The sequence below is a fragment of the Mucilaginibacter oryzae genome, from assembly GCF_003148845.1.
GTDB lineage: Bacteria > Bacteroidota > Bacteroidia > Sphingobacteriales > Sphingobacteriaceae > Mucilaginibacter > Mucilaginibacter oryzae.
On record NZ_QGHA01000002.1, the window covers coordinates 648,562 to 660,602 of the forward strand.

At 45.1% G+C, this 12,041-nt stretch carries 7 protein-coding genes; 3 read left to right on the plus strand and 4 right to left on the minus strand.

Going from position 1 to position 12,041, the window contains the following annotated elements:
• Positions 1 to 112: 112 nt before the first annotated feature.
• Together LX99_RS08105 and LX99_RS08110 are read left to right on the plus strand one after the other, a co-directional pair.
• The gene (locus LX99_RS08105) at positions 113 to 3,061 is read left to right on the plus strand and encodes an ATP-binding protein (RefSeq protein ID WP_109607394.1); all 2,949 of its coding nucleotides are present in this window, start codon (positions 113 to 115) and stop codon (positions 3,059 to 3,061) included.
• 137 nt (positions 3,062 to 3,198) lie between these two features.
• The gene (locus LX99_RS08110; RefSeq protein ID WP_022831769.1) at positions 3,199 to 4,200 is read left to right on the plus strand and encodes a hypothetical protein; all 1,002 of its coding nucleotides are present in this window, start codon (positions 3,199 to 3,201) and stop codon (positions 4,198 to 4,200) included.
• Positions 4,201 to 4,427: 227 nt separating this feature from the next.
• Here the strand turns inward: LX99_RS08110 and LX99_RS08115 are convergent, their stop codons facing one another.
• The 4 genes from LX99_RS08115 to LX99_RS08130 are packed head-to-tail and all read right to left on the minus strand — an operon-like array spanning position 4,428 to position 10,980.
• Positions 4,428 to 5,072, minus strand: a complete 645-nt coding sequence (locus tag LX99_RS08115) for a TetR/AcrR family transcriptional regulator (protein ID WP_109607395.1) — start codon at positions 5,070 to 5,072, stop codon at positions 4,428 to 4,430.
• Positions 5,073 to 5,121: 49 nt separating this feature from the next.
• Positions 5,122 to 6,525: an efflux transporter outer membrane subunit gene (locus LX99_RS08120; RefSeq protein ID WP_245927872.1), complete on the minus strand. Its 1,404-nt coding sequence runs from the start codon at positions 6,523 to 6,525 to the stop codon at positions 5,122 to 5,124.
• A 28-nt stretch (positions 6,526 to 6,553) separates the two neighbouring features.
• A complete protein-coding gene (locus LX99_RS08125; RefSeq protein ID WP_109607396.1) occupies positions 6,554 to 9,715 on the minus strand; it encodes an efflux RND transporter permease subunit in 3,162 nt (1,053 codons plus the stop codon).
• Between the two features lie 41 nt (positions 9,716 to 9,756).
• On the minus strand, positions 9,757 to 10,980 hold the full coding sequence (locus LX99_RS08130; protein ID WP_211318976.1) for an efflux RND transporter periplasmic adaptor subunit: 1,224 nt from the start codon (positions 10,978 to 10,980) through the stop codon (positions 9,757 to 9,759).
• 294 nt (positions 10,981 to 11,274) lie between these two features.
• Here LX99_RS08130 and LX99_RS08135 point away from each other — a divergent pair, with 294 nt between their 5' ends.
• Complete coding sequence (locus LX99_RS08135; protein ID WP_109607397.1) at positions 11,275 to 11,967, plus strand: SDR family NAD(P)-dependent oxidoreductase; 693 nt, start codon at positions 11,275 to 11,277, stop codon at positions 11,965 to 11,967.
• Positions 11,968 to 12,041 lie beyond the last annotated feature (74 nt).

Consider the following 12,041-nt stretch of genomic DNA (forward strand, 5'->3'; position numbering starts at 1 on the left):
TGCCACCATATAAGATAAGCATGATAATTACTTCCTTGCTATTGAAAACGATCTCTGCTTTGTTGATCTAAAAAATCATATTTTTGAGAAACAAGCCTATGCCGGTGTTTTGATGGATAAGCGAAGCAAATTTTCATATCGTTATTCGGGATATTGCGTATTGTTGGGATGCCTGGTTTTATTGTGCCTGGCCCGCCCCGTTGCCGCGCAACAGGCCGTGGTTATCCGCAGCAGTGATTTTGGCGAGCATAACCAGGTATTCCTTGATGATTCGGTTTGGTATTACCACCCCGGCGAGTTGCCTGGTGGCAATAAACCGGCCATCAATACTAGTGGTTGGGATACACTGCGGCACACCATTTTCGGCAAGATCAACGCGCCCAGACGATGGCAGGGGATAGGTTGGTTTGGCCTATGGGTAAGGGCCGACACCGGCCTGGTAAACAAAAAGCTTTTCATCAGTATTAATCACGATGGCGCTTCCGAATTATTTCTGGACGGCAAACCCATTGGCGGCTACGGTAAGGTAGGTAAATCCGCGCAGCAAACGGAGGCTATCCGCGCACCGAGAGAACTGATCCCGGTTTGGTTTACCGATACGCGGCCACACCTGCTGGCAATCCACTACGCCAACTTCTTCAATGTTTATTCCAATTTTTCCGGTTTTCAGCTCACTATAGGCGATTATGTAACCCGCGCTAAAAGAGCAGGTAACAGTAAAATGCTGCTGGACTATTTGCCCATGTTCGCTTCCGCGCAGCTGATCCTGGGGCTGCTCCACTTTCTCTTCTTTTTATTTTATCCACGGCAAAAGCTCAATGCCTATTACGCCTTATTTGTGTTGCTGATCGGGATCAACGGGATAGCTGTTCACAGTTTTTACCTTACACCTTATCCTACGGTACAATACTTTGCCGACTTTATAACCGCGGTGTGCAAAGTTTTGATCATGTGCTCGGCAGTTATACTGCTGTATGTGCTCAATTACAGCCGGGTGCCCCGATGGCGAATCATCGTTTTAACCGGCGTTGCCGTTTTTTACCTGGGCGGTTATATTTTTAAGTATTGGGTTTTAAGGCAGGAAACATGGCATAACTATTTTTCGGTTGTTTATGTAATTTGTATGGCCGATGGCTTATGGTCGGCGGTGCAGGTGATTAAAAGGGGACAAAAAAATGCCTGGCTTATTGGCGCCGGAGTAAGCGCGGTTATATTGGTTTATATTTTTGCCTGGGAGGATACCTTCCTGGTTTGGCCATATGCCCTAAACTCCATGCGTTTGTTTGTGATGGGGGCGGGGTCGTTAATATTACCACTTTGCCTGTCGCTTTACCTGGCGCTTGATTTTGCCCGAACCAATCAAAAACTGGCGGCCAAGCTGCGTGAGGTCGAAATCCTGTCGGCACGTTCCCTTGCGCAGGAGGCCGAAAAAACGGCATTGATAGCTACCGAAGCCAGGCGGCTGGAGCAGATTGTGCAGCAACGCACCGCCGAGCTGAAAGCCCAAACTGAAGAGTTGCGCGAGATGGATGCGATAAAATCGCGCTTTTTTACCAATATTACCCATGAATTTAAAACCCCGCTTACGCTGATCCTCAACCCGGCTAAAGAGTTGTTAAATACCCCGGCGGGTGATAAGGACTATTTAAAGCTCATCATCAGGAACGCCGAACGTTTAATGCAACTGATTAACCAGCTGCTGGATTTGAGTAAGGTGGAAAGCGGCCTGATGGAAGTAAACCCCGCGTTGGTTGATCTGGTAGCGTTGTTGAAATTACATGTACTGTCATATCAATCACTCGCCCTGCAAAAGGGAATAGCCTTACATTTTACAACTGAGCAGGAGACACTTTGGATGCTTATTGATCGTGATAAAATGGAGAAGATCATCCATAACCTGCTTTCCAATGCTTTGAAGTTTACGGATAATGGCAGCGTTGAAGTTGCATTATGCAATCACCCTGAAGCGGCGGGAAACAGTTTCAGCTTAATCGTTAAAGATACCGGCACAGGCATCCCGGCAAACAAGCTGCCGTATATATTTACCCGCTTTTACCAGGCCGACCCCTCAGACACCCGTAACACCGGAGGCACCGGCATCGGGTTGTCGCTTACCAAAGAATTGGTAGAACTGATGGGAGGGCAGATCAGCGCCGAAAGTGTTGAAGGCTCCTTTACACAGGTTAAAATAGTTATGCCTTATCAGCCAGCCGCGGCTCCTCCTGAAAACAGTGCGGGACCCGTAACAGTGGAGGAGTTTATACCGGTAACCTGTGAAGAAGACGTGCTTGCCGCTGATAAAAGCTGCCCGCTGATCCTGCTGATTGAGGACCATCAGGAATTAAGAGAATTTATCCGGAAATCTTTGGCCGGCAGGTATCGCTTAATTACCGCCGCAGATGGCCCGGAAGGCGTGGCTATGGGCATACAGCACATTCCCGACCTGGTAATTACAGACCTGATGATGCCCGGGCTAACCGGTTACCAGGTAACCGAAACATTAAAAAAGGATGAACGAACCAGTCACATCCCTGTTATCATACTTACCGCTAAAGCGGGTATAGATAACCGTATACAAGGGATAGAAACAGGTGCAGATGCCTATTTGACCAAACCCTTTGAACAGCGAGAATTAATTGCACAGATTGAAAACCTGATCAGCGTGCGCGAGCAATTGCGCATCCACTATAAAAATAGTGACCTATGGTTGAAAAACACCAGCGAGCTGCCCTCCATCGAACAGGATTTTATAGCAAGGATACGCCATGCTGTGGAAAGCCACCTTAACGAAGAAGGTTATAGCGCGGATCAGCTGGCTGTGGATATGGGGTTAAGCCGTACCCAGTTGCACCGGAAGCTTAAGGATGTGCTTGGGCAGGCCCCCGGTGAGTTGATTCGTGTGGTTCGCCTTCAATACGCGTATAACCTTTTAGAACGCCGTGCGGCAACGGTATCTGAGGTTGCTTACATGGTTGGCTTCGGCAGCCCTGCCAGCTTTTCGGCCAGCTTCTCGCGCCATTTCGGGTTTGCCCCCAGCAAGGTTGCGGTATCCGGATCTTAATCATTACCTTATCGTTTTAAGAAAATTGTTGTGTGCCGATAAAAACGTTACAAAATCGAAAGTTTTTGCAACAAACGCGAAAGTGTGTTTTAAACAGGAGGTGTTTATTTGCGGTATAACATTAATAACTACCCGTAATGAGAACACTTCAAAACCTAATCCCGGCACAAAGCCCCCGGAAAAAATTGACAATTGCCGTATTAACTTCACTGAGCTTATTAGCCATGTACGGCTGCGGCAAAAACGATGATAAACCCAAACCTGATCCGGTAAGTAGTGCCGGTTGCGCCATCGCAAGTGATAAAGACCAGGTACTTGGCGTACGCAACTTTGAATATGATGATAAGGGGCTGTTAGTAAAAATGACCGCGCCGAACTTCTATTACGGAGCTTTTGTCAGAACTATCGATCCAGGTAAAGCTGTGGATTCCTATCCAAGCGCCTCGGTAGACGGTAACGGTAACCATTACTATGGTACTATCGAAATCACTTATAAGTACAGCGGGGGCAGCGGGAATATTTACGATGGCAACCCCGAATTTTTACATGATTTGTTTGTTGCCACTAACCCGCCAAATAGTTATAAAAGAGACTCCCTGTACACATTTAAATATGATGATGCCAAAAAACATTTAACCACAGTGTATTTACCGGGCAATGGTAGTGTGGATGCCGACGGTTTCCTGCTTTTCAGAACAGAACTTGTATTTGCTTATGATAACAACGATAATGTAAGTCAGGCAAAAATTGTTTATGATTTTATGAGGAAGACGGTTGTTTATCCTGGCGGTGAAGGCAGGATCGATTATCTGCAAAAAACCGACGAAACGTTGAACGTTGTGTATGATGATAAACCTTCGCCGTATACGGCTATTTCTAAATATTGGAAATTTATAGGTGAAGATTTCAGCGGTTTTAGCTCCTATAACCTGGATAAGCTTCAGTTTTGGATAGGACGTTGCGCCGTGATGAGCAAAAATAACCCGGTTAAGATCACCGGGAAACTCCGGAACGCTTTTGGTTCTCCGCTCACTGACATTAACGCAACCCTGACCTATCAATACAATGAGAAGAATTTCCCGGTGAGCATGGCCATTAACGGCTCCGAAACCAATGCTTTCACTTACAAGTGTAAATAATTTATCCTAAAGCGCAGTGTTTGAACTTATAACATCTTCTATAGTTTTTAGCAGCGTTATCGTGATCGATAGGTGAGGTATTGTTGAAACTATAATATAGTACAGCCACTTTCCGGAATTGAGCGGTATGCCGCTCAGGAAAGTGGCTGATTTTATCCGCAGATTTGGTAGCTGTTTAGAAAATACCATCAATCTTACGGGTTGAGTGTCCTTTGCTCCTAAACTTGTTAGCCGTCCCAAAATGAACGCATGAAGTATTTGCCATTTAACAATGGCCCTTCCTGCTGATGTTTATAATGATTGAAAAGTGCTAATCCTTTGGCGGTAAGCAAGCCTCTGATGAGATATCCAAACAAAAGCTCCCACTGGTTATTGATATGCGGAAGATCCGGATTCAGGATAATTGTTAAACTTTCCAACAAAAATTCGGTAATCACCTCAAAGTTTAAATCGTCCTGGTACAGATCGTTTCTAACACCGCAGGTCATATTGGCCTTCATGAGTTCGGCCAGATAGCCTTGCCTGTGCTCATGGAGTTTTTTGAAGGCATCAGGGTGATTGTTTTCGAGGTCATGCATTAAAGCCGGATAAAGCGTTTTATAAAAGTCCTTCGCATAGGTCAGGATGAAAAACAACTCCAATATGGCATCGCTGTTTTTTGCCTTTAAAGATTCGCAACGGGCAATATTCACGGTAATTTCGTTTTCTACAAACGTTGTCACCAGGTCATCTTTACTGCTGAAAAATTGATAGACAGTTTTTTTGCTGATACCTAAGCTGCCTGCAATTTTGTCCATGCTAATACTGCGGATACCATACCTGATAAAAAGGTCGTGTGCTTTATCGGCAATTTTTTGTGCTATATCCATCATCGTAATTTCAGGTGTGTTTATTGCTCTTTAGCCGCAAATCCTTCCCTGCTTACTTCCAGCCCCCGCCCAGGCTTTTGTACAGGGTTACCACCGCAGTAAGTTGTTGCAACCTGTCGTTCACGCTGCTTAACTGTGCCGCTAAATAGTTCTGCTCAGATGTTAGTACATCGGTATAAGTTACGTAGCCGTGTTTAAGCAGGTCGCGGTTATAGTTTACCGACCGAAGCCAGGCATCAAGTTGCAGCTTGCGGGTTAAGGCTTTATCTTCAACTGTTTTATAGCTGTATAAGGCATCAGAAACTTCTCTGCCGGCATCAAGCACGGTTTGCTGAAACGTTGCTACATTTTCTTCGTATTGCGCTTTGGCAAGCTGTAGCCGCTGTTTGTTAAGGCCTTTGTTAAATATGGGCTGTGTTAAGTTACCTACAACGTTGCCAAAAATAGTAGCGCTTTTAAAAAGGTCGCCAACGGTTGATGACTGCCAGCCTCCCTGCGCGGTTATACTCAATGAAGGATAAAAGTAAGCCCGGGCCACATTAATCTGCTCAAAGTAGTACCTTACATTGTACTCTGCCTGCTGTACATCAGGGCGATTGCTAAGCAATTGCGCCGGTACCCCGGTTTGTAATGTGGTATCTGTTTGCTGGGCATCAAGTGCATTTCTTTCTACCGGGCCCGGGTGTCTCCCTAACAAAACACACAAGGCGTTTTCAGTTTGATGAATATTATTTTGCAGGTCGGGTATGGTAACCTCGGCGGCGTACCGGTTGGCTTCACTTTGCGCTACCGATGCTTCATTTACCCGGTTAGCTATTTTTAATGCTTTATTTGTTTCTACATCCTCTTTACGGTTTGCTACGGTTTGCTGGGTTATAGCCAGCTGTTTGTCGTAAGCTAAAAGGTTATAATAATCGGTAGCTATATCAGCAACAAGCTTGGTTTGCACCGCCCGTTGGTAGGCGTAGCTTTGTAAAAGCAGCGCGAGCGAACCTTTTTTGGCGCTGCTTAGTTTACCCCAAATGTCTATTTCCCAACTGGCATCGCCTGTTACGGCGTAAACATTTTGCGGCATAAAACCCAGGTTCCCGCCTTGTGTAGCGGCAACTTTTTGTTTGGTATATTGCGGCGCTACACTTAAAGTTGGAAAAAATGCCGCTTTGGCCTGGCGTAGGTTGGCATCGGCTTGTTTAATACGGGCAATAGCTACTTTTAAATCGTAGTTGTTGGTTATACCTTCCTGTATCAAATCCTGCAGTTTGGCATCCTTAAACATTTTTTTCCATGACAAACTGGCTATGGTGGTAGTATCATTCGTAGTGCCGCCGCGGTAGGCGCTATCTGTTTTAGCGTCGGGCCTTGTATAGGGCTGCCTTAACTTACAGGCAGGCATCAACAGTACAGCCGCTGCTATTACAGCAGCTGTACGGATAAAATATTTTAAGTTCATAAACATGGTGTATGTTTAAATAAAACGATAATGGTTAATTCAGGGCCGGGGTTGCCGGGTGGTGACTTTCGGGCGTTTGGCCGGGTTTCTTTTTCTTTGCTAATTTTTCCTGTAGTGTTTGAAAAATGATATAAAGAACCGGTATAATGAATACGCCGAATACGGTTCCGGTAAGCATCCCGCCTACAGCACCGGTACCGATGGAGCGGTTACCGGCAGCGCCAACACCAGATGAAAGCATCAGCGGCAATAAGCCGGCAATAAAGGCAAGCGAGGTCATCAATATTGGGCGTAAACGGGCTGTTGCCGCCTCAATGGCGGCGGCGGTGATGGTCATCCCTTTTTCACGTCTCGCAACGGCATACTCTACAATCAGGATGGCGTTTTTGGCAAGCAGACCAATCAGCATGATTACGGATATCTGCATATATATATTATTGTCTATGCCCATGATTTTAGCGAAGAGGTAAGTGCCAAATAAGCCCACCGGCAGCGAGAATAGTACAGCAAACGGTATAATATAACTTTCGTAAAGCGCGCTAAGCAAGAAGAACACAAATACAACGCAAAGGATATAGATGAAAACCGTTTGCCCGCCGGCACTCACCTCCTCACGCGACAGGCCGGAGTAATCAAAGCTGTAACCCGCCGGCAACGTTTTAGCTGCCGTTTCCCGCACAGCGGCAAGTGCATCGCCACTGCTGAAACCCGGTTTCGGGCTGCCAATTACCGATATGTTATTATACAGGTTAAACCTTGATAAGCTTTGCGGCCCGTTAACCGAGGTGAGGGTAACAAATTCTGATACCGGCGCCATGTTACCCGAGCCATTTTTTACATAAATATTATTCAGGCCCTGCGAATCGCTCCTGTATTTAGCATCGGCCTGTACCATAACCCGGTATTGTTTGCCAAACTGATTAAAGTTAGATGCATAGATACCGCCGTAATATCCCTGCATAGTTGCCATCAGGTCGCTGGGTAAAATGCCGGCTTCTTTTGTTTTGGCTACATCGATATTCATCAAATATTGCGGATAGTTGGGATTGAACCCGGTAGCTCCGTACAAAATTTCGGGCCGTTGGTTTAATGCACCCAGGAAGCCCCCGGCCACTTTGCTGAAGTTTTCTATACTGCCCCCTGTTTTATCCTGCAATTCGATAGTAAAGCCGCTTGAATTACCAAAGCCCGGCACCGTAGGCGGTGCAAAGAAAATTATCTTGGCATCTTTTATCCCGACTGTCATGCCAAATAGCTGGCCGATAACATCGTCCACTTTTGTGCCCTTTCTTTCATCCCATGGCTTTAGCTTAAACACCAGCAGGCCAAAATTACTGCCTGTGCCGTTAATGATGCTTTGCCCGGTTATTTTTGCCCGGTTGGCAACTACCGGTATTTTTTTGGCAATATTATCAACCATATCGGCAACCTGGATGGTTTTTTCAAGAGATGTACCGGGCGGCAGGCTGATATCGGCGAAAATGGTGCCCTGATCTTCATTGGGTACAAAGCCCCCGGGCGATGTTTTCATGAAGAAAACGAGTAATACCGTAAATAATACTACCGCCGAGGGGACGATCCATTTTTTACGGCTTAAAAAACCTATCGACTTTTGATATTTACCTTTCAGCGTATCAAAGCTTGTATTAAAAGCGATATAAAATCTTTGCAGCAGGCTTTTCCTGGTTCCGTCATGCTCTTCATGAGGCTTTAAAAACAGCGAACAAAGCGCAGGGCTCAGCGTTAAGGCATTTACTGCCGAAATTACAATCGCCGAAGCGAGTGTTAAACCAAACTGTTTAAAAAACACGCCCGAACTACCACTGATAAAAGAAACCGGTACAAACACAGCCGCCATCACCAGCGTAATAGCTACAATTGTTCCACCTAATTCGCTCATGGCGTCTACTGAGGCTTCGTATGATGATTGATAACCTTCATCAAGTTTAGCGTGTACTGCTTCAACAATAACAATGGCATCATCTACTACTATACCAATGGCCAGCACCAGGGCAAACAGCGTGAGCAGGTTAATGGTAAAGCCAAACAGGCTCAGGCATGCAAACGTACCGATGATGGATACCAATACCGATATACCGGGTATCAGTGTTGATCGAAAATCCTGGAGGAATATAAAAACAACAATGAAAACTAAAATGTAGGCTTCTATTAAGGTATGCACCACTTTTTCTATCGATGCGCTTAAAAAATCATTTGCGTTAAGCAATGATACATAACTCACTCCTTTTGGAAAGGACGCTGAAGCTTTATCCAGCGTGGCAATGGCATCCTTAATAATAGTCTGCGCGTTAGAGCCCGCGGTTTGGCTGATAGCAATAACGGTTGCCGGTTGTCCGTCGGTATTCATGGTTGATGAATAGGTGAGGGAGCCCATTTCCAGCCTTGCAATGTCCCTTAAGCGTAACAACTGGCCGTTGGTTTTAGCCCGCATAATGATATTGCCAAACTGCGCCGTATCCAGCAAGCGGCCTGTATATTTAATAGTATATTGAAAAACCTGGTTGCTGTTCTCGCCGAATTTACCCGGCGCGGCATCAAAGTTTTGTTCGGCAAGGGCGTTATTCACATCAGCCGGGGTTAAACCATAGGTTGCCATTACATCTGGCTTAAGCCAAACACGCATCGCATAATCTTTAGAACCAAATGAAACCACGCTGCCAACACCGGTTATCCGTTTAATTTCGGGGATGAGGTTGATATTGGCATAATTGCTCAAAAATGTTTGGTCGTACACCGGGTTATCACTTTTAAGCGCGAAGATCAGCAGGTTGCTGCTTTGTTGTTTATCTACTGTAACTCCTGCTTTGGTAACTTCGGCAGGTAGTAAATTTGTTGCCCGCTGAACCCTGTTCTGCACATTTACAGCGTTGATATCCGGGTTTGTACCTAATTTAAAGTACACGGTTATAGTAGCATCACCATCATTGGTGGCTGTAGATGTCATGTAGGTCATGCCCTCTACGCCATTGATCTGCTCTTCCAACGGTATGATAACGTTTCTTTGAATTACATCTGCACCGGCGCCGGTATAGGTAGCGGATACTTTAACAGTGGGCGGGGCAATTTCGGGGTATTGGGTAACCGGCAAACCTAAATAGGCCAATACGCCCAGTATAACTATCATTACCGATATAACGGTAGATAAAACCGGTCTTTTAATGAATATTTTAAGCATGATTATTTAAAATTTTGAGTGAACCATGACGGTAAACCGGCCTATTGATGGTTAGTGTTTGCAGGTGTTGTTTTTCCGGCGGCGGCATACAGGCTGTCGGTGTTCACAGGCATGGGTTTAATGGCAGTACCTGGCTTTAAGTTACCTACGCCCTCTATCACCAGTTTATCACCCTTTTTCAGGCCGCTTTCCACCACGTACAAATTCCCTATCGTATTTGCGGATACACGGATCCCGGTATTTACGGTACTGTCTTTATCACTTAGTGTATACACAAATTTTTGCCCCTGCAAATCATAAGTTGCATTTTGAGGAATGAGCAGGGCGTTTTCTATATGGATGGGTATTTTGATGGTAGCGCTGCTGCCGCTGCGGATCAACCCAAGCGTATTGGGGAAATTAGCACGTAAACTTACCGACCCCGTTTCGGTACTGATCAAACCGCCTGCGGTAACAATTCTGCCTTTTGCCGGATACGTTGTACCATCGGCCAGTATCAGAGATACATCGGCCAGGGTGGCCAGCTTTTCTTTGATGGTTGCGCCTTTTACCGTTTTTGAAAACTCAAGCAGTTGCTTTTCGTTGAAAGAAAAGTATACGTAAATATTATCGGTGTTGTAAACCGTGGTTAAGGGGTTTGCCGAGGTGCTGCTTACCAGGCTGCCAACTTTATAGGGGATAGTTCCAATAACGCCATTGGAGGGGCTTGTTAAATAAGTATAGCTTACATTCACTTTAGCGTTAACCAGGTCTGCCTGCGCCGAAGCCAGGGAAGCTTTTTTAGAATTTAAGGTGTACTGCTTTGATTTTAGCTCATAATCGCTTATAATCTTTTTTTCAACCAGCGGCCTAACCTCTTCTACGTCCATTTCGGCGGTCTGAACATCAGCTTCTGCAATCTTAACAGCCGCAAGGGCACTTCTTAAAGCGGCCTCGTATTGCGGGTTTCTTAATTCAAACAGGGGCTGGCCTTTATGCACGGTCGCGCCTTCATCCACAAATATTTTCTGGACAAAGCCATCTACTTTAGGACGTATTTCAACATTCTGCTGGCCTTCGATGGAGGCAGGGAAGCTGTAGAAAATAGTTGCCGGGCCTGCATAAACCGTAGCGGCTTTATAAGGCGTGGGGCCTGTGGGTAAGCCGGGGCCTCCTGCGCCCGGGCCACCGGCAGCGGGATTGCCCCCGCAGGAACTAAGTGCTATCAATCCTAATGAGAATTGAAAAATTAATAGCTTGATATCTGTTTTTATTGACATTTTCATATCGATGAGCGTTGATTATTGTGATTATTTAAAGTGTTTTCTTTTAATGAACGGCACAAAGTTGAAGCATAAACTATCGTTAAAAAATGTCTGTAAGGAGTGAAAGCATGTGTATATGTCGCATTTGAGCCAAAAATGGGCGATTGATGCGTTTATTACATTTGGCTGGCAATCAATTGTTTGTTGGTATGAAAATGAGCCTTTTAGACATATTGTTGCCACTTACAGACATGGTTAAATGCCATCCGGATACCAATATTTGCCTCGGTTTTACCGACTGTTAATCTTTATAAAATGTCATTAAAAAATAAGGTCGCGGTTTTAACGGGAAGCACCGGCGCTACAGCTATAAACATTGCTCAAATGCTGCTGAAGGAAGGTGCAATTGTTGTAGTACCTGCAAAAAGTGCAAGGGATTTGTTATGGATCAAACAAATTGAAGATGTTGCTGGTAAGGGCACCATCATTACCCTATTGGCCAATTACCCAGATTTTTACAGGGCTAAAGAAATTGCCGATGACATTATTGAACGTTTTGGCAAAATTGATTTGAGTATTGCCTGTTTTGAAGGTTCCGCTGTCGCCCGGCCGCTTAGCCAGGTAGAAATTACAGATTGGGAACACACGATGGAACAAAACATAACCGCTTTTTTTGTTGCCGCCAGGCTTTCTTTCAGCAGCATGAAAACATCGCGGCATGGTATGTTTATAAGTATCGATTTCACCGCTCAAACCATAAAGGGCACCGACGTTAAGCTTGCCCGCTTATCGCAATGTATGCAAAGGGAAATGGCCAAAATGTTTTGTGAAGAAGTTAAAGGCACCAATATAAAATACTATCATTTGTATGTAGATGCCGGGAAGAGAAATAATAAGGTAGAAGATAACTATATACATCCGGACGAGTTGGGAGCATTGATTGTGGATCTGTATAAAGGAAATATAACCGGTACCCAGGCGCTGTTTGAATGGATGCATGATAAATAAGCCATTTAACCTTTATAAGGGAATCTGTTATTATACTTTGACACTGATGTGATAAGAAGATATTACGAAGAAAC